The 22655-nt window shown below is 73.5% G+C and carries 19 protein-coding genes and 1 pseudogene; 10 read left to right on the forward strand and 10 right to left on the reverse strand.

Annotation, left to right across the window (positions count from 1 at the left end; all coding sequences use genetic code 11):
* The 3 genes from ADL34_RS08440 to ADL34_RS08450 form a co-directional block, all read left to right on the forward strand.
* On the forward strand, positions 1-727 hold a 727-nt coding region (locus ADL34_RS08440; RefSeq protein ID WP_199835542.1), incomplete at its 5' end, for a cytochrome c oxidase subunit I.
* Positions 724-1065 (forward strand): hypothetical protein, encoded by a 342-nt coding sequence (locus ADL34_RS08445; protein ID WP_062665492.1) that lies wholly within the window; start codon positions 724-726, stop codon positions 1063-1065. The genes ADL34_RS08440 and ADL34_RS08445, both read left to right, overlap by 4 nt.
* Positions 1066-1104: 39 nt before the next feature.
* Positions 1105-1647, forward strand: coding sequence for a hypothetical protein (locus ADL34_RS08450; protein WP_159038903.1), 543 nt, complete (start codon positions 1105-1107; stop codon positions 1645-1647).
* 18 nt (positions 1648-1665) lie between these two features.
* On the opposite strand, the gene ADL34_RS08455 is transcribed toward ADL34_RS08450, so the two are convergent.
* Complete coding sequence (locus ADL34_RS08455; RefSeq protein WP_062665497.1) at positions 1666-2328, reverse strand: TetR/AcrR family transcriptional regulator; 663 nt, start codon at positions 2326-2328, stop codon at positions 1666-1668.
* Between the two features lie 182 nt (positions 2329-2510).
* Between ADL34_RS08455 and ADL34_RS08460 the strand changes: the two genes are divergently transcribed.
* Positions 2511-3698 (forward strand): YncE family protein, encoded by a 1188-nt coding sequence (locus tag ADL34_RS08460; protein WP_062665499.1) that lies wholly within the window; start codon positions 2511-2513, stop codon positions 3696-3698.
* Here the strand turns inward: ADL34_RS08460 and ADL34_RS08465 are convergent.
* Positions 3699-4106 (reverse strand): annotated as a pseudogene (locus ADL34_RS08465) (nucleotide disphospho-sugar-binding domain-containing protein); the annotation flags it as partial.
* 133 nt (positions 4107-4239) lie between these two features.
* Complete coding sequence (locus ADL34_RS08470) at positions 4240-6231, reverse strand: elongation factor G (RefSeq protein WP_062665501.1); 1992 nt, start codon at positions 6229-6231, stop codon at positions 4240-4242.
* A 228-nt stretch (positions 6232-6459) separates the two neighbouring features.
* Here ADL34_RS08470 and ADL34_RS08475 point away from each other — a divergent pair, with 228 nt between their 5' ends.
* Positions 6460-7578: an XdhC family protein gene (locus tag ADL34_RS08475; protein ID WP_062665502.1), complete on the forward strand. Its 1119-nt coding sequence runs from the start codon at positions 6460-6462 to the stop codon at positions 7576-7578.
* A 9-nt stretch (positions 7579-7587) separates the two neighbouring features.
* Here the strand turns inward: ADL34_RS08475 and ADL34_RS08480 are convergent, their stop codons facing one another.
* Positions 7588-8088: a metallophosphoesterase family protein gene (locus ADL34_RS08480; protein ID WP_062665503.1), complete on the reverse strand. Its 501-nt coding sequence runs from the start codon at positions 8086-8088 to the stop codon at positions 7588-7590.
* A gap of 161 nt (positions 8089-8249) precedes the next feature.
* Between ADL34_RS08480 and ADL34_RS08485 the strand changes: the two genes are divergently transcribed.
* On the forward strand, positions 8250-10187 hold the full coding sequence (locus ADL34_RS08485; protein ID WP_062665504.1) for a glycosyltransferase family 2 protein: 1938 nt from the start codon (positions 8250-8252) through the stop codon (positions 10185-10187).
* 2 nt (positions 10188-10189) lie between these two features.
* Positions 10190-10795, forward strand: coding sequence for a dTDP-4-dehydrorhamnose 3,5-epimerase (rfbC, locus tag ADL34_RS08490; protein ID WP_062665505.1), 606 nt, complete (start codon positions 10190-10192; stop codon positions 10793-10795).
* Here the strand turns inward: rfbC and ADL34_RS08495 are convergent.
* The 6 genes from ADL34_RS08495 to ADL34_RS08520 form a co-directional block, all read right to left on the reverse strand.
* Positions 10762-11601 carry a hypothetical protein gene (locus ADL34_RS08495; protein WP_062665507.1) on the reverse strand — a complete coding sequence of 280 codons (840 nt, stop codon included), beginning with the start codon at positions 11599-11601 and terminating at the stop codon, positions 10762-10764. The two genes, rfbC and ADL34_RS08495, sit on opposite strands and share 34 nt — an antisense overlap.
* Complete coding sequence (rfbD, locus tag ADL34_RS08500) at positions 11588-12469, reverse strand: dTDP-4-dehydrorhamnose reductase (protein WP_062665509.1); 882 nt, start codon at positions 12467-12469, stop codon at positions 11588-11590. The genes ADL34_RS08495 and rfbD overlap by 14 nt, the downstream gene beginning before the upstream one ends.
* Positions 12466-13449, reverse strand: coding sequence for a dTDP-glucose 4,6-dehydratase (rfbB, locus tag ADL34_RS08505; RefSeq protein ID WP_062665510.1), 984 nt, complete (start codon positions 13447-13449; stop codon positions 12466-12468). Before rfbB ends, rfbD begins: the two co-directional genes overlap by 4 nt.
* Positions 13446-14513: a glucose-1-phosphate thymidylyltransferase gene (locus ADL34_RS08510; protein ID WP_062665678.1), complete on the reverse strand. Its 1068-nt coding sequence runs from the start codon at positions 14511-14513 to the stop codon at positions 13446-13448. The genes rfbB and ADL34_RS08510 overlap by 4 nt, the downstream gene beginning before the upstream one ends.
* Positions 14514-14597: 84 nt before the next feature.
* Positions 14598-17054 (reverse strand): SpoIIE family protein phosphatase, encoded by a 2457-nt coding sequence (locus ADL34_RS08515; protein ID WP_062665512.1) that lies wholly within the window; start codon positions 17052-17054, stop codon positions 14598-14600.
* 160 nt (positions 17055-17214) lie between these two features.
* Positions 17215-18522 carry a S1 family peptidase gene (locus ADL34_RS08520; RefSeq protein WP_062665514.1) on the reverse strand — a complete coding sequence of 436 codons (1308 nt, stop codon included), beginning with the start codon at positions 18520-18522 and terminating at the stop codon, positions 17215-17217.
* Positions 18523-19226: 704 nt separating this feature from the next.
* On the opposite strand from ADL34_RS08520, the gene ADL34_RS08525 reads away from it, so the two are divergent.
* From ADL34_RS08525 to ADL34_RS08535, 3 genes are all read left to right on the forward strand, one after another.
* Positions 19227-19442 (forward strand): hypothetical protein, encoded by a 216-nt coding sequence (locus ADL34_RS08525; protein WP_055624467.1) that lies wholly within the window; start codon positions 19227-19229, stop codon positions 19440-19442.
* A gap of 187 nt (positions 19443-19629) precedes the next feature.
* The gene (locus tag ADL34_RS08530; RefSeq protein ID WP_062665516.1) at positions 19630-20436 is read left to right on the forward strand and encodes an HlyD family efflux transporter periplasmic adaptor subunit; all 807 of its coding nucleotides are present in this window, start codon (positions 19630-19632) and stop codon (positions 20434-20436) included.
* Entirely contained in the window at positions 20433-22655 is a 2223-nt protein-coding gene (locus ADL34_RS08535; RefSeq protein WP_062665518.1) for an NHLP family bacteriocin export ABC transporter peptidase/permease/ATPase subunit, read from the forward strand. The genes ADL34_RS08530 and ADL34_RS08535 overlap by 4 nt, the downstream gene beginning before the upstream one ends.

The following is a 22655-nucleotide window of genomic DNA, read 5'->3' on the forward strand; positions in this document are numbered from 1 at the left end:
CACCGGCGGTGTACTGCTCCCGTTCTTCTCCTTCATGACGTTCCTCATCGCCGTTCCGACAGGCGTGAAGTTCTTCAACTGGATCGGAACGATGTGGAACGGGTCGCTGAGTTTCGAGACGCCCATGCTGTGGTCCTTCGGGTTCCTCCTGACGTTCGTGTTCGGCGGCCTCACGGGCGTCATGCTGGCCTCTCCCCCGCTGGACTTCCCGACCTCGGACACCTACTTCGTGGTGGCCCACTTCCACTACGTCATCTTCGGGACCGTGGTCTTCGCCATGTTCGCCGGATTCCACTTCTGGTGGCCGAAGTTCACCGGCAGGATGCTCGACGAGCGCCTCGGCAAGATCACCTTCTGGACGCTGTTCATCGGATTCCACGGCACCTTCCTGGTCCAGCACTGGCTGGGCGTGAACGGTATGCAGCGGCGTATCCCGGACTACCTGGCGGTGGAGGGACTGACGGCGCTCAACACGCTCTCGACCATCTTCTCCTTCGTCCTGGGCCTGTCGTTCCTGCCGTTCTTCTACAACGTCTGGAAGACGGCGAAGTACGGCGAGCGGGTCCGTGTCGACGACCCGTGGGGCTACGGCCGTTCCCTGGAGTGGGCGACCTCCTGCCCGCCGCCGCGGCACAACTTCGTCACCCTGCCGCGCATCCGTTCCGAGTCCCCGGCGTTCGACCTGCACCACGCCACCGTGCCGGAACGGGAGGTGGCGGCGCTGTGAGCGTGACGGACGAGTTCCTCAACGACATCGAGGGTCATCTGCTGCTCGCCGCGACCCGCGCGGAGGGCCGCACGGCCGCCGAGCGCGTCTGCGAACCCCTGCACTGGCTGCCCCGGGACCGGCGCGAGGAGGTGGAGCGCCGGTTCGAGGAGGAGTACCTGACGCTCGCCCGCGCCTCCTGGCGGCGCACGGCGGACCGGGCCGGCGAGCTGCGCGAGGAGTACGAGGCGGCCTACCGCGCCCTGCGCCGCCGCCTGGTCGCGGCGTGGCTGCTGGCCTGCGCCGCGGGCATCGGCACCCTGGCGCTGTGTCTCGCTCCGGGCACGGTCGCCGGCTAGGACTTCCGTCGGGGGTCGGTCCTGGCCATGATCCGGTGCATGGCTGACGACGAAGCGCCTGTGTACGAGGCGCGCTACGGGTGGGACCGGCGGACCGTGGGGATCCTGGCGCTGTGCGCCGTGTTCACCGCCGCCCTCCTCCTGCCGGAGATGCCGCTGTTCGCGCGGATCCTGGGGCTGCCGCTGTTCGGCGGGGGCGGGCTGTTCATGGCCTTCGTGGCCATGAGCCGCAAGGTCGCGTTCCGGGTGGACGGCACCGGGGTGCTGCTCGGCGGGAGTCCGGCAAGGTACGGGGCGACGACGGCGCATGTGCCGTGGAGCGACATCACCGGATTCGTGTTCTGGCGGCAGCGGACAGGCAGTGCCTCCCTGCCGTACGTCGGCGTCACACGGCGCGAGGGCGCCCCGCCGCTGGCCGGCGAGGGCCGGACGGCTCACGCCGTGCTGCGGCATCTGGTGCCGGTGCCGCCCGAGGTCGCGATGTCGTCCCGCGCGGTGAACGGGTGGCGCCTGGACCGTGACCGGTTCGCCGCCGCCGTCGCCCACTTCGCGCCCGGCCTTCCGGTGTACGAGCAGTCCTGAGGGCGGGGCGCCCCCTGCTCAGGGTCCGACGGGGCGGGGGCCGGCCGGCTGGAGGATGCCGAGCAGGAGGCGGACCAGTTCGTCGACGACCTCGTCGAGGGTCGCCTCCACCCAGCCCGCGCTCCAGTCGTGCAGCAGCCCGTTGACGCTGCCGATGAACGCCGTGACGGCGAGGCGGTAGTCGCGCGGCGCGGCCTCGCCCCGGGCCACGGCGGAGGCCACCTCCGCGCACACCAGGTCCACCCAGCGGGCGCGGCGCGCCAGGCGCTGTTCCTCCAGCCGGGGGCTGACGCCGATGATCTCCACGAAGGTGATGCGGATACGGCGGGGGTCGGCGGTGACGTTGGCCGCGTAGGCGCGGAAGATCGCGGTGGCGCGCTCGGCGAGCGGCAGCGGCCCGGCCTCGGCGGCGGCGGTGAGGACCGCTTCCTCCGCCCAGCCGTTGACCTGGAGGTGCAGCGCCGCCAGCACGTCCTCCGACGTGCGGAACTCCTCGTAGAACTGACGGGTCGACAGTCCGGCCGCCATGCTGAGCGCGGCGACGGTCGTGCCCCGGTAGCCGGGGCTGTCGCCGAAGAGCTGGAGCGCCGCGTCCAGGAAGCGGCGCCGGCGCTCGGCCTGTCGTTCCGCGGCCGACCTGCCGCCGTAGCGGCCGGTGGGCGCCTTGAGCCTGCCCGCCACGCTGTCCTCCCGCCGCCGCGCCGGTCCGGGGACCAATTTTGTCGTGTACGCAGTCTTGTGGAGAAGGGCACCCCCTCCTTACTTTTCAGTAAGTTGACTCTGAAAGCAAAGGTGTTCAGATTCACGCCCGCTCTTGGCATGCCCCACTCATGACGCCCCACCTCAAGAGGAAGAGAGCAGTCATGCCTGCCATCAGATCCAGGCACCTGTGCTCCGTGGCCGCCGCCCTCGCCCTGACGGTCGCCGCTCCCGCGACCGCCGCCACCGCCGCCGAGCCCTCCCCCGCCGCGCTGCGGGAGGTGCTGTTCGTCGGCAACAACTGGGACGGCACCGCCGACGTCATCAGGTCCACCCGCGACTTCGCGAAGATCGGCCGGATCGACGTCATCCCCGACAAGGACGCGCGGATGGCGGAGATCAACGCCAACCCCATCAAGTGGATCTACTTCATGGCGATCCGCAACAGCGTCGGCGAGGGCCACGACCAGTTCGTGGACGACATGTACTCCACGCCGGACGGCAGGTCCGTCGTCGTCTCGCGTCCGAGCTTCGCCGACGTGGTCTCCCTCGACCTCGCCACCGGGGCCGTCAACTGGCGCTTCCCCGTGTCCGGTTACCGGGCCGACCACATGGCCGTCTCCCCCGACGGCAAGCGGGTCGCCGTCTCCGCGTCCACCTCCAACACCGTGCACGTGCTGGACATCGAGACGGGCCGGGAGCTGGGGAACTTCGCCACCGGCGACAAGCCGCACGAGAACATCTTCACCAAGGACGGCAAGTACATCTACAACATGGCGATCGGCGAGGTGAACACCCAGACCGACGCCCCCTGGCTGGACTGGACGAAGGGCGACCGGCGCGTCACCGTCGTCGACGCCACCACGTTCAAGCAGGTCAAGGTCATCGACATGCGAGACAGGCTGGACGCTCTCGGCCTGCGGGACTTCTCCGACGCGGTGCGGCCCGCCGTCTTCTCGCCGGACGAGTCGAAGCTGTACTTCCAGGTGTCGTTCTTCAACGGCTTCTTCGAGTACGACGTCGCCACGGACCGGATCACCCGCACGAAGACCCTGCCGAAGAACCCGGCGACCAGCGACGACCGCACCACGTTCGTCAACGACGACTACGCCACCGTCGTCGACCGCGCCACCCTCACCGAGGGCCCCCTCGTCACCGCGTCCAAGCCGTACTGGGCCACGGTCAGCGGCGACGGAAAGTCCTGCGTGGTCTCCGAGAGCGGCACCGACCAGGTCACCGCCATCGACTTCGCCACCGGGCGCAAGCAGGTGTCCGTCCCCGTCGGCGACCATCCCCAGCGGGTCCGGCTGGGCCATGTGGAGTCCGGCTGGACGAGTCCGGCGGCCCGCTGATCAGCCCAGGGCCTTCAGCACCGCGCCCACCCCGTCCTCGGTCGCCATGTGCCGCGCGGCGACCGAGGCGGCTCGGGCGTACGACCGCTGCCGCACCACGCGCTCCAGCGCGCCCGCCAGCCGCTCCTCCGTGAGGCCGGCGAACGCGACCGGCTCGGTGGCCGCCCCGGTCGCGGCGAGCCGCGCCGCCCAGAACGGCTGGTCGGCCGTCACCGGCACCGGCACCGAGGGCGCCCCCGCCCGCAGCGCGGCCGCGGTGGTGCCCGCCCCGGCGTGGTGGACGACGGCGGCCACGCGCGGGAACAGCAGCGCGTGCGGCAGGTCGCCCACGTTCAGCACGTCGTCACCGCCGACGGCGAGATCCGCGCTGCCCGCCTGTACGACGGCCCGCAGCCCCACCCGCCGCAGTGGTGCAGCGTGCGCACGGTCACTCCGGCGAAAGCGGCGACCTGCCCCACGGAATAGCTCATCCACCTGCCCTTTCCCTCGGGTACAGCCTGCGGCCCGACGCAAGGGGAGGGTCAACCGGGCCCGTCGCGGGTCAGGTTCCCGTCCGGCGGGTCAGGTTCAGCAGGTACTCCTTGCGGTTCAGCGGGTTGAGGTCCGTGCGCGGGCGGCGGGGCACCGTGCCGGGCGGGGCGGGCGCGTAGTGGTCGAAGGCGGTCTCCAGTTCGCCCTCGCCGCGGGTCAGGCCGGGCAGCCGCTGCTCCAGCCCGTGCACCTGGGCGGCCGGCACCGTGCCCTCCAGCACGCACACCGCGCCGTGGGCCCTCGTGGTGTGCGGGACCGCGCGCTGCCCGGCGAGGGCGGGCAGCAGCGCGGCCAGGGTGTCGGCCGGGGTCTCCAGGCGGAACCGGTGCACCGGCTCGTGCACCCGGGTGCCCGCGCGGTGCAGCGCCTCCATGAGCACGAGCGGGGTCAGGCCCCGGAAGTCGTACCCGGTGCTGGACATGCTCTCGTCGAAGCCCTGGTGGGCGTGGCTCTGGCGGGGCGAGTAGCCGGAGTGCGTCATCGTGATCACGCAGTCGGGGACCTGCCAGCCGTACAGGCCCTGCGCGAGGGTCTCGCGCACGGTGTCCTCGACGGCCTTGAAGAAGGCGTACGGCATGGAGCCCAGCTCGACCTCCAGGCGGAAGTCCACGCCGGAGCCGGGCGGCGCGGGGTCGACGCGCAGACCGACCGTGGCCAGGAAGGGGTTGCCGTCCTTCTTGTCGAACTCCACCGCCGCTCCCCGGCCCACGGGCCGCTCGACGCACAGCGGTGTCGTCTCGCGGAAGACGACCTTCAGACCGGACTCCTCGGCGAGCGTGGCCTCGATGACCTCCTTCTGCACCTCGCCGTACAGGGACACATGGGTCTCCTGACGGACCTCGTCGTGGCGCAGGCCGATGAGCGGGTCCTGTTCGGCCAGGCGGGTGAGCGCGCGGTGCAGGGCCCGGCGGTCGGTGCCGCCGGCCGGGTCGACGACCGTCTCCAGGGTGGGCGGCGCGAACAGGTGCCCGTGCGCGGTGCGGGGCGTGCCGAGGGCGTCGCCGATCCGGACGTCGGTCAGCCCCCACAGCCGGGCGATCCGGCCCGCCGGCACCTCCCCGGCCCGGGTGTCGGTGCCGCCGTCGAAGACGCTGACGGCGGTGACGCGGCCCTCGGCGCGGGTACCGTTCTCGCGGGCCGGCGGGCCGAAGGGGATCCGGTCGCGGACGCGGAGGGTCCCGGAGAACAGCCGCGCGTAGGCGATCTTCTCCCCCGCCGGGCCCCGTTCGACCTTGAAGACCGTGCCCGACAACGGCCCCGCGGGGTCGCCGCCGGCGGGCGGCAGGACCTCCCTGATGCCGGTGATCAGGGCGTCCACGCCGGCGCCGGTGTGGGCGGAGCCGTAGTACACCGGGTGGGCGAGGGCCCGGCGGGTGCCGTCCACGAGGGCGGCACGGACGTCGGCCGGTGCCACGCGGCCCTCGACGTACGCGGTGAGCAGCGCGTCGTCCAGGTCGGCGAGGACGTCCAGCGCGTCCGGTCCGGGGCCTGCGGCGACGAAGCGGGCGTCGCGGGTGCCGAGGCCGTGGGCCGTGCCCATCGGGACGACGGCCGGGGTCAGCCGCTCGCGCACGGCGCGCAGCACGGCGTCGCAGCGGGCGCCCCGCCGGTCGATCTTGTTGACGAACACGAGGGTGGGGATGCGCAACCGTCGCAGGGTCCGCATCAGCACACGGGTCTGCGGCTGGACGCCCTCGACGGCGGAGACGACGAGGACGGCGCCGTCGAGCACGCCGAGGACGCGCTCCACCTCGGCGATGAAGTCCGGGTGGCCGGGGGTGTCGATGAGGTTGACGGTCGTGTCGCCGAGGGCGAAGGAGACGACGGCCGACTTGATGGTGATGCCGCGCCGGCGCTCCAGCGCGAGGGTGTCGGTCCGGGTGTTCCCGGCGTCGACGCTGCCGAGCTCGTCGGTCACGCCGGCCGAGTGCAGCAGGCGCTCGGTCAGGCTGGTCTTACCGGCGTCGACATGGGCGAGGATCCCGAGGTTCAGTACGTGCACGAAGCGTCATGTCCTTCTGCGAGGGGAGGGTGCCTTCCTGGGGGGACATGGACGCTCGGCGCATGATGGCTCCTGGTTCCTCTCCGTCGGTCGTTCGTGCCGGGCCAGTGCAGCAGAACCGCGATCGGGGCGGCAACGGGTTTTGCGCCCGGCGCGACGGGGCGCGCGGTGCGATCGTGGTGGTGCCACGGGTTCCGTTCACGGTGGCGGCGGTGAGAGGAGCGGGCGATGCGGGACATCCTCCCGGTGGCCGCGGGCTGGTACGCGGCGGGGCTGCCGTTCGGGCTGGCCACGGTGGTCGCCACCAGCCGCAGCGCGCCGCGCGACCCGGGCGCGGCGATGGCGGTGGGCCCCGGCGACGAGGTCGTGGGCAGCGTGTCCGGCGGCTGTGTCGAGGGAGCCGTCTTCGAGCTCGCCCAGGAGGTCGTGTCGAGCGGCGAGGCCCGCCTCGAGACGTTCGGGTACAGCGACGCGGACGCCTTCGCGGTCGGGCTGACCTGCGGTGGCGAGATCACGCTGCTGGTGCGGCCGGTGACGGCCGGGAGCGATCCGGTGTTCGGCGAGGTGGCGGAGTCGGTGGCGGCGGGCCGCCCGGTGACCGTGGCGACGGTGGCCGACGGGCCCGCCCCGCGCGGCGCCGCGCTCGCGGTGTGGCCGGACCGGGTGGCGGGCACGCTGGGGGCGCCGGGCCTGGACGCGGCGGTCACCGCCGACGCGCGCGGCGAACTCGCCCTGGGCGCCACGGGGATGCGGCACTACGGTCCGCACGGCGAGCGGCGCGAGGACGCGGTCGCCGTCTTCCTGCACTCGTTCGCGCCGCCGCCGCGCATGCTGGTCTTCGGCGCGATCGACTACGCGGCCGCGGTGGCGCGGATCGGCGTCTTCCTCGGCTACCGGGTCACGGTGTGCGACGCGCGTCCGGTCTTCGCGACGCCGGAGCGGTTCCCGCGGGAGGCGGAGGTCGTCGTCGACTGGCCGCACCGCTACCTGGGCCGTACGGACACCGACGCGCGCACGGTGATCTGCGTCCTCACCCACGACCCGAAGTTCGACGTGCCCCTGCTGGAGGTGGCGCTGCGCCGGCCCGCCGCGTACGTCGGGGCGATGGGCAGCCGTCGCACGCACGACGACCGGATGCGGCGGCTGGCCGAGGCGGCTCTCGGCGAGGCCGAGTTGGGGCGGCTGCGTTCCCCGGTCGGACTCGACCTGGGCGCCCGGACGCCCGAGGAGGTCGCCGTGTCCGTGGCCGCCGAGATCGTCGCGCTGCGCTGGGGTGGCACCGGGGTGCCGCTGACGGCGACGGACGGGGCGGTGCATCCGCGCCGGGACGGCTCCCCCGGCGGGTGACGCGGGAGGTCAGCGGCGCGGCAGCCGGTGCAGCTCCACGTCCGTGAGCGCGCCCGCGTCGACGGCCGCCGTCATGTACGTGCAGTACGGCTGACGGCGCCGGTCCGTCGGGGAACCGGGGTTGAGCAGCCGCAGGCCCGTGGCGGCCGTCGTGTCCCAGGGGATGTGGCTGTGCCCGAAGACGAGGACGTCGAGGTCGGGGAAACGGGCCGCGCACCGGGCCTCGCGTCCCTGGGCGGCGCCGGTCTCGTGCACGACGCCGAAGCGCAGCCCGCCGAGTTCGGCCCGCGCCACCTCGGGGAGGCGGGCGCGCAGCTCGGGTCCGTCGTTGTTGCCGAACACGGCGACGAGCCGTGCGCTGCGGCTCTCCAGCAGGTCCAGCGTGGCCGTGTCGACCCAGTCCCCGGCGTGGAACACCACATCGGCGCCCGGGAGTTCGGCGAGCAGCGGCTCGGGCAGTGCCTTGGCGCGCTTGGGCAGATGGGTGTCGGACATCAGGAGCAGACGCACCCCGCCAGGCTACCGGCGCACCCCCGGCGGCCCCGGGCTGCCGCGTGCCCCTCGGGTGTCGTGGTGTCCCGCACGGGACGACGCGCACAGGGCTGGCATCCGGCCACGAAGGCCGTAATCTGACGCAGACACCCGGCGACCCGGAGGGGGTTCGGAGTCAGATGCCGGTCAAGGTGAGTGTGGTCGTCCCGGTGTACAACCCCGGCGCGCACATCGAGGAGTGCGTCGCGTCGCTGCTGCGGCAGTCCCTGCCCCCGGACGCGTACGAGGTGATCTTCGTCGACGACGGCTCCACCGACGGCACCGGGGAGCGGCTGGACGAACTGGCCGCCGCCGATCCCCGGGTGCGGGTGTTCCACCAGGAGAACTCCGGCTGGTCGGGGAAGCCGCGCAACGTCGGCATCGACGCCGCCCGCGGCACCTACGTGATGTTCGTCGACAACGACGACCACCTGGGCGACGAGGCCCTGGAGCGGATGTACGCCTACGGCACGGCCCACGACGCCGACGTGGTCGTCGGCAAGATGGCCGGCCTGGGCCGGGGCGTGCCGGTGGAGCTGTTCCGCCGCGACCGGCCCCGCGCCACGGTGGCGAACGCCCCGCTGATCGACAGCCTCACCCCGCACAAGATGTTCCGCCGCGCGTTCCTCGACGCGACCGGCCTGCGTTTCCCGGAGGGCAGACGGCGCCTGGAGGACCACGTCTTCGTCACCGAGGCGTTCCTGCGCGCGGGCAATGTCGCGGTGCTCAGTGACTACGTCTGCTACTACCACGTCCGGCGCGACGACTCCTCCAACGCCGGTTTCCAGCGCTTCGATCCGGTCGGCTACTTCAAGAACCTCCGCGAGGCCCTGGACGTCGTCGAGCGGTACACCGGAGCGGGACCGCTGCGGGACCGGCTGTTCCGGCGGTGGCTGCGGGTGGAGATGGTCGAGCGGATGCGCGGGCGCCGGCTGCTCGATCTGCCGCCCGACCACCGGCGGGAGCTGTTCGCGCAGATGCACGAGGTCGTCGTGGAGCGCTTCGGGCCGGGCGTCGCGGCCGGGTTGCAGCCCACGCAGCAGGTCGTCGCCGCGCTGATCGCCGCGGGCCGCTACGAGGCCGTCGAGGAGTTCGCCGGGTGGGAGGCCGGTGTCACCCTCACGGCCCGGCCGGGGCAGGTCGTGTGGGAGGACGGCGTGCTGCGGGTCGGGTTCACCGCCGAGTACACCGTCGCCGGGGCGCCGATGACCTTCGCCGCCGATGCGGCCCGTACCCCGCTGGACGGTCCGCCGGCGGACCTGGCGACGGCCGTGGCCTGGGTCGGCGCCGACACCGTGGCCCGGTTCGGCGAGGCCGGCGCCGATCTGCTGCTGCGCGAACGGACGGGCGGCGCCCGGTACTTCCAGCCGGTGGAGGTCACCAGGGAGCGGGTTCCGGAGGGGGACGGCGGCCGGATCCGGCTGGTGCTGCGCGCGCGTGCCGCGGTCGACCCGGCCGCGCTCGCCGGCGCGGGGCTGTGGGACGCCGTGGTGCGGGTCAAGCTGGGCGGCTGGACCAAGGAGTGCCGGCTGGGCCCGGCACCCGGCCCCGGCCGTCCCGCCCCGTACGCGGCACTGGCCGGCGGGCACGTGGTCCTGCCGTACTGGACGTCGCCGCACGCGTGCCTGGCGCTGGACGTCGACCGGGCCACCCGGCGCGCCGGGCTCGGCGCCCTCACCCCGGACGACGTCCTCGTCACGGACGGCCGCCTGCGCGCCCGGCTCCCGCTGCACGTGCCCGGCCGGGGTGCCGAGGCGTCCCTGCGTCTGGAGGCGGCCGGGACCGGCCACGACGTGCCGGCCGCCTTGACCCCGCACGGGGAGGGCGCGCTGCTCGTGGCGGAGTTGCCGCCCGGCCGGCCGCGCGGCGGGACCTGGCGCCCGGCACTGGGCGTGCCGGGGCCGCGTCTCCTGCCGCTGCCGGTCGCGCTGCGGGTGCGGGCGGGCCGTGTCCGTGTGGTGCGGACGCCGGGACAGGGCGCGCTGCGGCGGCTGGCGCGCGGGGCGCGGCGGAGACTGCGAGGGACGCCGCCCGGACGGACGGCGGCCCGCGTGCGGGCCCTGATACGGGGACGGTGACCATGCGGGCGCTGGGGATCGACGGTGCGTGGGTGCTCGAACCCCAGGTGTTCCCGGACGACCGGGGCACCTTCCACGAGTGGTTCCGGGGGCGGGAGTTCAGGGCGGCCACCGGACGTGACCTGGAGCCGGCGCAGGCGAACTGCTCCGTCTCCCGGCGGGGCGTGCTGCGCGGCCTGCACTTCTCGGACGTGCCGCCGGGACAGGCCAAGTACGTGACGTGTGTGCGCGGCGCCGTCCTCGACGTGGTGGTGGACGTGCGGGTCGGCTCCCCCACGTTCGGGCACTGGGAGGCGGTCCGGCTGGACGACTCCGGACGGCGGGCGGTCTTCCTCGCGGAGGGGCTCGGGCACGCCTTCATGGCGCTCACCGACGACGCCACCGTGGTCTACCTGTGCTCGACCGGGTACGCCCCGGAGCGCGAGCACGGCGTCGACCCGCTCGACCCCGCGCTCGGCGTCGCCTGGCCGGACGGGCTCACCCCGGTCCTCTCCCCCAAGGACGCGGCGGCGCCGTCACTGGCCCGGGCCCGGGAGGCGGGGCTCCTGCCGTCGTACGAGGCGTGCCGGGCGCACTACGAGCGGCTGCGCGGCGAGGGCACGGCCTGAGCGACGGGCAGTGCGACGGCCCGTTCCACCGCCGCGCGCAGCGGCTCCCAGCCCCGGGCGCGCCGCAGCCCGAGGCGCCGGGCGCGCGCCAGCGGCTGCCAGAAGCCCGCCCTCAGCAGGTCGCTCGGGGCCGCGGCCCCGGTCCGCTCCAGGACGGTCTCGGGGACCTTCTGCGGGTCGGGCACGTCGTACTCGGCGACGATCTCGTCGTAGCGGTCCCGCAGCACCGTGCTGCGGGGGTCGGCGCCGAAGACGACGAGCTGGCCGGTGGGCCGGGTGTCGACGGGCACGGCGAGCAGGTCGGGGCGGTACCGGGCCAGGATGTCGGCGAGCTTGTAGACGTCCCCGGTCCAGGCGTCGGTGTGCCGGTCGCGGGCCGCCTCGTCGGCGTTGCGCGGCAGCATGTCGTCGAGGACGACGACGCTCGTCCAGTCGGCGTACCGCTCGATGTTCATGAAGTCCCGCAGCGCGTACTCGAACAGGTGCATGCCGTCGATGAAGGCGAGGTCGATCACGGGGCGGCGCCAGTAGCCGAGCGGGGGGCGGCCGCGGCGCAGGTTGCGCACGGGGTGCCGGCCGCCCTTGAGGTGGATCAGCGGGTCGGCGCGGGCGAAGAAGTCGTCGCTGGTGGCCCTGACGAGATGGACGTCGCAGCGGATCTCCGTGACGACCTTGAAGGCGGGGTCGACGGCGACGCTCGGCACCCGGGACAGGCGCAGGCTGCGGCCGTCGTTGACGCCGATCTCCAGGTAGGTGCGGTTGCCGCTGACCTTGTGCAGCTCCTTCAGGAACTCATGGCGTTTCACGCGGGGTCTCCTCGCGGACGGCGGGCAGGGCTTCGTGCAGGGCGGCGCGCCAGTCGCGCGGCGCCGGCAGGCCGAGGTTCCGCAGCCGGCCGTGCGCGAGGACGCTGTACGCGGGGCGGGGCGCGGGCCGGGGGAAGGCGGCGCCGCCGACCGGGCGCACCCGCCCGGGGTCGGCGCCGAGTTGCCGGAACACCGCGCGCGCCAGGTCGTACCAGGTGGCCTCGCCGGCGTTGGTGGCGTGCAGGACGCCGGTGACGTCGTCGCCGACCCGCGGGCCCAGCCGGACGAGCGTGCGGGCGAGGTCGGCGCTCCAGGTCGGCTGGCCGCGCTGGTCGTCGACGACGTCGACCGTGTCGCGGCTCGCCTCCAGCCGGATCATGGTGCGTACGAAGCTGGGGCCGTGGACGCCGTAGAGCCAGGCGGTGCGCACGACGGCGCTCGCGTGCGGCAGTTCGCTCAGCACGGCCCGCTCGCCGGCGAGCTTGGTGCGTCCGTAGGCGGTGCGGGGGCCGGGCCGGTGGTCCTCCGGGTAGGGGGCGCGGGCGTCCCCGGCGAAGACGTAGTCGGTGGAGACGTGGAGCAGGCGGGCGCCGTGCGCGGCGCAGGCGCGGGCGAGCAGGCGGGGGCCGTCGCCGTTGACGCGCAGGGCGCGTTCCTCGTCGTGCTCGGCGGCGTCGACGGCCGTGTAGGCGGCGCAGTTGACGACCAGGTGGGGGCGGTGCGCGGCGAGGGCGGCGTGCACGGCCTCGGGGTCGGTGATGTCGAGGGCGGCGCGGTCGAGGGCGGTCACGGGTTCGCGGCGCGCGCGGAGCAGGCCGGCCGTGTCCCGGCCCAGGAGGCCGCCCGCCCCGGTGACCAGCCACCTCATCCGCGGCCCTCCTCCCGTATGCGCCGGGTCAGCGGCTCCCACCAAGGCCGGTTCTCGCGGTACCAGGCGACGGTGTCGGCGAGTCCGGTGGCGAAGTCGCGGCGGGCCCGGTAGCCGAGTTCGGTGCGGGCCTTGGTCCAGTCGACGCTGTAGCGCAGGTCGTGGCCCTTGCGGTCCTCGACGTGCTCCACCCGGTCCCCGCCGGCCCCGCAGGCATCCAGCAGCAGGGCGGTCAGTTCCTTGTTGCTGAGTTCGGTGCCGCCGCCGATGTTGTAGACCTCGCCGGGGCGGCCCCGGGTGCGGACGCGTTCCACGCCGTCGCAGTGGTCGTCGACGTGCAGCCAGTCGCGGACGTTGCGGCCGTCCCCGTACAGGGGCACGCTGCGCCCGTCGAGCAGGCGGGTGACGAAGAGCGGGATCACCTTCTCGGGGAACTGGCGCGGGCCGTAGTTGTTGGAGCAGCGGGTGACGCGCACGTCGAGGCCGTGGGTGCGGTGGTAGGACAGGGCGAGCAGGTCGGCGGACGCCTTGGACGCGGAGTACGGCGAGCTGGGCCGCAGCGGGTCGTCCTCGCGGGCCGATCCGGTGGTGAGGGAGCCGTAGACCTCGTCGGTGGAGACGTGCACGAAGGGGCCGGCGCCGTGGCGCAGGGCGGCGTCGAGCAGGACCTGGGTGCCGACGACGTTGGTGAGGACGAAGTCGCCGGCGCCGGTGATCGACCGGTCGACGTGGGACTCGGCGGCGAAGTGCACCACCTGGTCGGCCCCCGCCATCAGCTCGTCGACGAGCGCGGCGTCGCGGATGTCGCCGCGCACGAAGGTCAGCCGGGGGTGGTCGGCGGGCAGGTTGTCCCGGCTGCCGGCGTAGGTGAGCTTGTCCAGCACGGTGACGTGGGGCGCGTCGGCGGAGCGCCGGGCGAGCAGGGCGCGCACGTACGCGGAGCCGATGAAGCCGGCGGCGCCGGTGACGAGGAGGTTCATGTGTGGATCTGCACCTTGCTGTGGTCGCCGAGGACGAGGCGGTGGGCGCTGGGCACACTGGGCGCGGGCGTGACCTCGACGTGCCGGCCGATGAGGGAGGATTCGATCCGGCCCACGCCGTGGATGGAGGAGTCCCGCAGCACGATGGAGAACTCCAGTTCGCTGTCGGCGACATGGCAGTTCTCCGCTATGGAGGTGAACGGGCCGACGTAGGAGTCCTCCACGAGGGTGCCGGAGCCGACGACGGCGGGGCCGACGATGCGGGAGTTGACGATGCGCGCCCCCTCCTCGACGACGACCCGGCCGACGGTCTGCGACCGTTCGTCGACCTCGCCGTCGATCCGGCGGGCGAGCCCTTCCAGGACCGTCCGGTTGACCTCCAGCATGTCGGCGACGTTCCCGGTGTCCTTCCAGTAGCCCTCGATGACGGTGCTCCGCACGTCGGCGTGCGCGTCGATGAGGTGCTGCAGGGCGTGGGTGATCTCCAACTCGCCGCGCCAGGACGGGGTGACGGCGCGGACGGCGTCGTGGATGACGGGCGTGAACAGGTAGACGCCGACCAGGGCGAGGTCGCTCTTGGGGTGCTCCGGCTTCTCCTCCAGGCCGACCACCCGGCCGCCGGCGCCGAGTTCGGCGACGCCGAAGGGGCGGGGGTCCTTGACGCGGGTGAGCAGGATCTGGGCGTCGGGGCGGGCGCGCCGGAACTCGTCGACGACCCCCGTGATGCCGCCGACGATGAAGTTGTCGCCGAGGTACATCACGAAGTCGTCGTCGCCCAGCCAGTCACGGGCGACCAGCACGGCGTGCGCGAGGCCCAGTGGGCGTTCCTGGGGGATGTAGGTGACCTTCAGGCCGAAAGCGGAGCCGTCCCCGACGGCGTCCTGGATCTCCCGGGCGGTGTCCCCGACGATCACTCCGACGTCGGTGATGCCGGCCGCGGCGATCGATTCCAGCCCGTAGAACAGCACGGCCTTGTTGGCGACCGGGACGAGTTGTTTGGCCGAGGTGTGCGTGATCGGCCTCAGGCGCGTACCGGCGCCACCGGACAGCACGAGAGCCTTCATCTGCTTCACCATAGCCCCGATTCCGCCGATTTGAGGCTGTCGGGACTGGCTTGTTCTGTCTGTTCCCGGCGCCCCTGGCCGGTGTCACCCGGAGAGCGCGATCTCGCACCACACCTGTTTCCCGCCGCTGACGGGCACGGTCCCCCACGTCGTCGTCATCGCCTCGACCAGCAGGATGCCGCGCCCGCCGGTGGCCTCCCAGCTGATGCTGGTGGGGCGGACCGGCGTGCGCGGCGAGGAGTCGGCGACGGCGATCCGCAGCCGCCCGCCGACCAGGGTGAGGTCGAGGCGGACCTGTCCGTCGGTGTGCACGAGGGCGTTGGTGACGAGTTCGGACACCACCAGCAGGGCGGCGTCCCGGTCCTGCGGCGGCACCTGCCAGGCGCGCAGGGTGCGCCGGGTGAACCGGCGGGCGTGGCCGACGGCTTCGGGCACCCGCCACACGGCCCAGGTCTCGCGCAGCGGCCGTACCTCCATGCCGTCGTAGCGCAGCAGGAGGAGGGCGATGTCGTCGTCGCGGTGCGCCCCGACGAGCAGCCCGTCGGCGACGAGTCCGAGGTGGGCGGGGTCGGACACGGAGAGCGCGGCGGCGAGCCGTTCGATGCCGGTGTCGATGTCGGCGTCGGCGGACTCCACGAGGCCGTCGGTGGTCAGGGCGAGGACGGTGCCGGGGCGCAGCCGCAGCGGGCTCATCGGGAAGACGGCCTCGCGCACCACGCCGAGCGGCGGGCCGCCGTCGGCCTCGGCGACCTCCGTGCCGCCGTCCGGATGACGCAGCACGGGCGGCGGGTGCCCGGCCCGTACGCACCAGGCGGAGCCCTCCTCCAGGTCGACCTCGACGTAGCAGCAGGTGGCGAAGAGGTCGGTCTCCATGTCCATCAGCAGCCGGTTGGCGTGGTGGACGACGACGTCGGGAGGGTGTCCCTCGGCGGCGTAGGCGCGCAGCGCGGTGCGCATCTGGCCCATGAGGGTGGCGGCGGCCGCGCTGTGGCCCTGGACGTCGCCGATGACGAGGGCGACCCGGTCGTCGGGCAGCGGGATGACGTCGTACCAGTCGCCGCCGACCTCCAGTCCTGCGGTGGTCGGCAGATAGCGGGCGACGGCCTCGGCGCCGGGCAGCCGGGGCAGCCGGCGGGGCAGCAGCTGGCGCTGGAGCATGCCGACGAGCTCGTGCTCCGCGTCGAAGGCGCGGGCGCGCACGAGCGCCTGTCCGGCGAGGCCCGCGGAGGCGGTCAGCAGGGCGCGTTCGTCGGGGCCGAACTGATGCGGGGTGTCCCAGCCGATGAGGCAGGCGCCGGCCATGGCGCCGCCCGCGGGCAGCGGCAGGACGGCCAGGCCGCCCGGGCCGACCTCGGCGAGGGCGGGTTCCAGCGGGGCCCCGGCCGGCCAGATCTGGGCGCGTCCCTCGCTCAGGGCGGCGGCGAGGGTCGGCATGGCGCGCACGGGCGCGTCGGGCCATTCGGTGCGCCACTCCAGGCGCCACAGCGCCGGCCAGGACTCCGGGTCGGGCGGGTCGAGGACGGTGACGACGAGCCGGTCGTGTTCGAGTTCGGCGAGCGCGATGCGGTCGGCGCGCAGCGGCTCGCGCAGGGCGGTGACGACGGCGTGGCTGACGTCGCGGACCGTGCCGGCGGTGGCGAGCGCGGCGGCCAGGCGCTGGACGCGGGCGACGTCCGTGACCTCGGGCCGCAGGGTGGCGGCGTCGGCGACGGTGCCGACGAGCCGTGCGGGCCGGCCCTCGCCGCCGGGCAGGAGGCGGCCGCGCAGCCGCAGCCAGCCGGGCGGGCCGGCGGGCCGGACGACGCGGAACTCCAGTTCCCGCTCGCCGAGGGACATGTGGTCGGCCTCCACGACGGACATCAGCGCGGGCAGGTCCTCGGGGACCGTCAGGCCCAGCAGGGTCTCCACCTTGCCGTCGAAGGCGGCGGGGGTCAGCCCGAACAGCCGCAGGAGGTCGGCGCCGACCTCGACGTGGCCGCTGTCCACGGCGAGGCTGAACGCGTCGGCGGGCAGTTCGCCGCCGGTCTCGGCGGCGGGCGGGGCGGGCAGGGTGACGGCCCCGGCGATCAGTTCCAGACAGTCCCGCGCGTCGGCGTCGAAGCCGCCGGGCCGCTCGGTGACGGCCAGCAGGCACCCTCCGGAACCCTCGCCGCGCACCGGCAGCGCGGCCAGGGAGAAGTCGCCGTCCGGGGTGCGCCGGGCCTCCGCGAAACCGGCCAGGTCCCGGGGGCCGAGATGGACGGGACGGCCGGTGCGGTGGGCGTCGGCGGCCGGTGAGGGCCCGTTCAGGGCGTAGCCGTCCCGCAGGCCGTACAGGGACCGGGGCACGCCCGCCGACTCGTGGACACAGAGCAGTTCGCCGTCGTCGTCCGGGGTGTACAGGGCGGCCAGGGAGGCACCACAGAAGACGAGCGCCTGTTCGAGGACCCGGCGCAGCCGCCCGCTCGCGGCGGGTTCCGCGGCGAGTGTCTTCAGGACGTCCTCGGCACGCCTGTTCCTCGTCCTGCGTCCCGTAGCGTCCTCTCCGACCACGTTCGCCATTACAGCGCTGATGCGCCCCGTACGCAGCCCCTGTGACGGTTCCGTGAAACCAGGGGACGGGTGGACGGCGACACGACGGCGGTCCGGTCCTCCCGCCGGAGGGCCGGACCGCCGTCGTGCCCGGGTGCGTCACCCGTGTCCGTGGGCCGGTGGCGTCGTGTCAGTTCCCGACGCCGTTGCCGACGATCTCGCCGAGGCCCTGGCCGCGTCCGTGACCCCGGCCGTTCCCGGCGTTCTGACCGGCTCCGGCCTGGTCACCGGCACCCGCCTCCTGGCCCGCGCCCGCCTGGTCGCCGGCGCCCGCGCCCTGGCCCGCCCCGGCGTCGTCACCGGCGCCCGCTCCGCCGGCCGCTCCGCCGCCGAGGGTCGCGCCGACCGCCGCGAGCGCCGTCGTCACCGGCTGGAAGAACGTCTCGCCGCCGACGGTGCAGTCACCGCTACCGCCGGAGGTCAGGCCGATCGCCTGCCCGTCCTGGGTGAACAGGGAGCCGCCGCTGTCGCCGGGCTCGGCGCAGACGTTGGTCTGGATGAGCCCGGTGACCGTGCCCTCCGGGTAGTTCACGGTGGCGTCGAGACCGGTGACCTGACCGTCGTTCAGACCGGTCGTGCTGCCCATGCGGAAGACCTGCAGGCCTACCGTCGCGTCGGCGGCCTGGCTGATCGCGACGGTCTGCCCGCCGAGGTTCACCTCGCTGGGCGCCTGGGTGGCCGGGTCGTCGTACTTCACCAGTGCGAAGTCTCCGGCCCCGGGGAACGTGGCCTGGTCGACGGTGGCGATCGGCTGCCCGCCCTGGGCGTCGGACCACTGCGCGGCCGCGACCCCGCAGTGACCGGCCGTCAGGAAGGCCGGGGTGCCGTCGCCCGCGGTGACGTTGAAGCCCGCGGAGCAGCGCGCGCCGCCCGCGAAGATGGCGTCGCCGCCGGACAGGAAGGTCTTGAAGGTGCCGGCCGACTTCTTGACGCCCGCCATGCCGGGGCCGAGCCGCTCGACGGTGGACTCCAGCCGGTCCCAGTTCTTTCCGGTGACCGTGCTGTCGGCGGTGACGACGATCTTGTTGGTCCTGGGGTCGACGGCCCACGCCGTACCGGGGATGGTCGCCTCGGACTTCAGGGTCTGGGCGCCCGACCTGAGCTCGGACAGGCTGTTCGCGACCTCGCGGACCTTGGCGCCGGCCTTCCTCGCCTGCACGACCACGTCGTTGTCGTCGCCGTCGACGACGTTCACCACGAGCTGCTTGCTGCCGGCGTCGTAGTACGAGCCGGCGAAGGAGTCGCCGAGCAGTCCCGCGAGGCGCGAGGCGAGATCCGAGGCGTCCGCCGCCTTCAGGGTCTTGGGGGCGGCCGTGGCGTCCGGGGCCGCGTCCTGGGACGCGTTGGCGTTCGGCAACAGGATCGCCGCCGCTCCGAGCGCCGCCACGCCGCCCGCTGCTATCGCGGCCTTGCGCTTCGGCATTCGCTTGTGACTCAACTTCTCGACCTCCTGGGGGACGGGGTCTGCTGCCGCCGTTCGTCCGGCGGCTGTTTCTCGGGCGCCTGGTTGGCAGTTGGTACGCACGCGGCAGCCGGAGTGTTCAACTCCGTTCGCAGAAGCGTCGTTCGAGGGGCCGTCAGCCGTCGCGCGCCGGGCGCGGAAGAGGAGCGGAAGAGGTGCGGAAGGGGCGCGGGCCGCAGGGAGACGAGCACGGTCCGGCCAGGCACCGTGCGCATCCGGTCGATCGCGGTCAGTGGCGGATCAGGAGCGGAATCCCGGCTTCAGTGAATCTGCACATTCAATACTCAACCAAGTCACCGTGCGCCGGGGTTCCGCACCGGCCGCTCCCCCCCGGTCACCCCCTTGGGGCCGGAGTGTCGCATTCGCCGCACCGCCGGCCGCCGCGTCCCGGACCACCGCAACAGCCCGTGCGAGCCGATGCTGTGACGCATGTGAAGAAGTCGCCGACAAGACGTGCCCGCTTCTGCACCGATGCCCACTCGGGCTCCTCGAATGCCCTGACGAGGCATTCGTGTGATTGGAAGCCCGCACCCGCACCGTGCTTTGATCCATCGCACCGCGGGGGCCGCCAACGGCTTTCCCGGAAACGGGCGCCGGGCGCCTGCGGTCGCGGCCGTCATCTGTCCCCAGAGGGGGCCGCACCCCCTTGTGAAATACCCATTAGGAAGGGAAGTTCCACCATGAACTCCACCCCCCAGGTTGCGACCGTCGAGATCTCCGACGCCGAGCTCGACAACGTCTCCGGCGGCCTGCAGGTCAACGCCGTGAACGGTGCCCTCGACGCCGTCAACGGCATCGCCCCGGTCTCCGGCCTGCTCAACACGGTCGTCGGCACCGTGGAGGGTGTCACCGGCCTGAACACCGCCCCGGTCACGGGCCTGGTCGCCGGTCTCTGATCGCGCCTTTCGTACCACCGAGTCCCGGAGCCGTCACCCGGCTCCGGGACTCTTGGGTGCCGCAGAACAGGAAATCCCCTGAACGAAAAGCGGGAACGAAACACCGTGAAGGGATTTCGGCCCCGCCCCGCAGCACGACCGGCATTCGTGTGCCGGTCTCCACTCATCCGCAGGTGAGGGAAATTCCGTGCAGTTCCGCCAACAGGCCCTCGCCAAACTCCAGTCACCGGAGGAGCTCGACCTGCCGGTGCGTTTCGCCCGCCCGCAGGGCTGGCTCGTCCTCGGGGTGACGCTGGTCGTGATGGCCGCCGCGTCCGTGTGGGCGGTGACCGGCTCGGTCGCCTCCACCGTCTCCGCGCCCGCCATCCTCACCCACGGGCAGGGCAGTTACATCCTCCAGAGCCCGGTCGCCGGGCAGGTCACCGCCGTCGTCGCCGAACAGGGCGAGCGGCTCCCGGCCGACGCCCCCGTCCTGAAGGTCCGCACCGCGCGGGGCGAGACCGTCGTGCGCACGGTCGCCCCCGGCCGGGTCACCGCGCTCGCCGCGACCATCGGGCAGATCGTCCAGACCGGCGCGAACGTCGCCGCTGTCGAGAAGGTCGCCCGCGCCCGGGACGCGCTGTACGCCACGGTGTACGTCCCCGTCGAGAACGCCGCCGCCGTCCCCGAGCACGCCGCGGTGGACCTCACCGTGCAGTCGGTGCCGACCCAGGAGTACGGCGTGCTGCGCGGCCATGTGAAGTCCGTGGACCGCTCGGTGCAGTCGCCGCAGCAGATCGCCGCGTTCCTCGGCGACAACCAGCTCGGCGAGCAGTTCACCAAGGACGGCAGGCCCGTCGCCGTCCTCGTGCGCCTCGACCGCGACGAGGACACCGAGAGCGGCTACGCCTGGTCGTCCGCGGACGGACCGCCGTTCACCCTGACCTCCATGACCCTGGCCGAGGCGTCCATCCGGCTCGCCGACCAGCGTCCCGTCGACTGGCTGCTGCCATGAGCACCGCACAGCAGACGCGGAGCAGACGCCGCGCCGCTCCCCCGAAGCGTCCCGTGCCCAAGGGCCGGGCGAAGACCGTCCGCACCCCCACCGTGCTCCAGATGGAGGCCGTCGAGTGCGGCGCCGCCTCCCTGGCGATGGTGCTCGGCCACTACGGCCGGCACGTCCCGCTGGAGGAGCTGCGCATCGCGTGCGGTGTCTCCCGGGACGGCTCGCGCGCCAGCAACCTGCTGAAGGCGGCCCGCGGCTACGGCCTGACCGCCAAGGGCATGCAGATGGACACGGCAGCCCTCGCCGAGGTGAAGGCACCGGCCGTCCTGTTCTGGGAGTTCAACCACTACGTCGTCTTCGACGGCATGGGCCGCCGCTTCGGGCGCCGGGGCGTGTACGTCAACGACCCGGCCAAGGGCCGCCGTTTCGTGCCCATGGAGGACTTCGACGGCAGCTTCACCGGGGTCGTCCTGGTCATGGAGCCTGGGGAGGGCTTCAGCAGGGGCGGGCGCCGGCCGGGGGTGCTCGGCGCGATGCCGGCCCGGCTGCGCGGCACCGCGGGCACCATGCCCGCGGCCGTCCTCGCGAGCCTGCTGCTGGTGGCGGTCGGCGCGGCGGTGCCCGCGCTCAGCCGTACCTATATCGACATGTTCCTGATCGGCGGCCAGACGTCCCTGCTGGGCACGCTGTTCGCCTCGATGGGGACCTGTGTCGCGCTGACCGTGGTGCTGACCTGGCTCCAGCAGGCGAACCTGCTGCGCGGCCGGATCATCTCCTCGACCCTGTCCAGCGCCCGCTTCCTGCGCCATCTGCTGCGGCTGCCGGTGACGTTCTTCTCCCAGCGCAGCCCCGCCGACCTGGTGCAGCGGCTCCAGTCGAACGACGCGGTCGCCGAGACACTGGCCCGCGACCTCGCCGCGGCCGGCGTCGACGCGGTCGTCGTCGTCCTCTACGCGGTCCTGCTGTACACGTACGACCCGCAGCTGACGTTCGTCGGCATCGGCGTCGCCCTGCTGAACATCGTCGCCCTGCGGGTCGTGATCCGGCTGCGGGCGACCCGTACGGCGAAGCTGCGCGCGGACAGCGCCCGGCTGACCAACACCGCCTACACGGGTCTGCAGCTGATCGAGACGATGAAGGCGACCGGCGGCGAGGACGGCTACTTCCGCAAGTGGGCCGGGCAGCACGCCACCACGCTGGAGGAACAGCAGCGCCTCGGGGTGCCGAGCGCCTGGCTGGGCGTGGTCGCCCCCACCCTCGCCACGCTCAACAGCGCCCTGATCCTGTGGATCGGAGGCATGCGCGCGGTCGAGGGAGGCATCTCCGTCGGTCTGCTGGTCGCCTTCCAGGCCCTGGTGACCCGGTTCACCGGCCCCATCACCCGGCTCAACGGCGTCGCCGGCCGTATCCAGGACTTCGCGGCGGACGTGGCCCGGCTGAAGGACGTGGAGAACTTCGAGGCGGACCCGCTCTACGGCCGCCCCGGCGCGGGCGAGTCCACGCGCCGGCTGCACGGGCACGTGGAGCTGCAGAACATCACCTTCGGCTACAGCCCGCTGGACAAGCCGCTGCTGACCGGCTTCGACCTGACCGTGGGGCCCGGCCGGCAGGTGGCCCTCGTCGGCGGCTCCGGCAGCGGCAAGTCGACCGTCTCCCGGCTGATCTCGGGTCTGTACGCCCCCTGGGAGGGCGTCATCCGCATCGACGGCCGCCGGATCGAGGACATCCCGCGCGGGGCGCTCGCCTCCTCCGTCTCCTTCGTCGACCAGGACGTGTTCCTGTTCGAGGGGACCGTCCGCGACAACGTGGCGCTGTGGGACCCGTCCGTCCCGGACGAGGCGGTGGAGGAGGCGCTGCGCGACGCGGCCCTGTACGACGTGGTGATGCGGCGCCCGGGCGGCATCCGCAGCCGGGTCGAGCAGGACGGCCGGAACTTCTCCGGCGGGCAGCGCCAGCGGCTGGAGATCGCGCGGGCGCTGGTGCGCCGTCCCAGCATCCTCGTCCTGGACGAGGTGACCAGCGCGCTGGACGCCGAGACCGAGCTGGTCGTGATGGACAACCTGCGCCGGCGCGGCTGCGCCTGTGTGGTGATCGCGCACCGGCTCAGCACCGTGCGCGACAGCGACGAGATCGTCGTGCTCCAGCACGGCACGATCGTCGAACGCGGACGGCACGAGGAGCTGGTGGCGCTCGGCGGCGCCTACGCGGCCCTGGTCAGGGAGCGGTGA

Source organism: Streptomyces sp. NRRL WC-3605 (assembly GCF_001509795.1).
GTDB classification, from domain to species: domain Bacteria; phylum Actinomycetota; class Actinomycetes; order Streptomycetales; family Streptomycetaceae; genus Streptomyces; species Streptomyces viridochromogenes.